Annotated in this window: 1 protein-coding gene; it reads left to right on the top strand. The window is 68.5% G+C overall.

The genetic code is table 11. The features are described 5' to 3' along the window. The coding region (locus tag EN845_RS34380; protein ID WP_135931314.1) for a sigma 54-interacting transcriptional regulator at positions 1-327 on the top strand (327 nt) is incomplete at both ends.

Genomic DNA, 327 nt, shown 5'->3' with positions numbered 1-327 from the left:
CGGCCGAGCAGGCGCAGGAGGGTTTGCCGCTGATCGGCCAGACGCCGGCGATGGAGCGGCTGCGCCGCACGCTCAGACAGATCGCCGACACCGATGTCGACGTGCTGGTGACAGGCGAGACCGGCTCCGGCAAGGAAGTGGTGGCGAGCCTGCTGCACCGCTGGAGCCGCCGCGCCCATGGCAATTTCGTGGCGCTGAACTGCGGCACGCTGCCGGAGACCGTGATCGAGAGCGAATTGTTCGGCCATGAGGCCGGCGCCTTTACCGGCGCGCAGAAGAAGCGCATTGGCCGCATCGAGCATTCGAGCGGCGGCACGCTGTTCCTCG

Source organism: Mesorhizobium sp. M8A.F.Ca.ET.202.01.1.1 (assembly GCF_004791595.1).
Taxonomy (GTDB): Bacteria; Pseudomonadota; Alphaproteobacteria; order Rhizobiales; family Rhizobiaceae; genus Mesorhizobium.
This window is presented reverse-complemented; position numbering and strand designations above follow the sequence as displayed.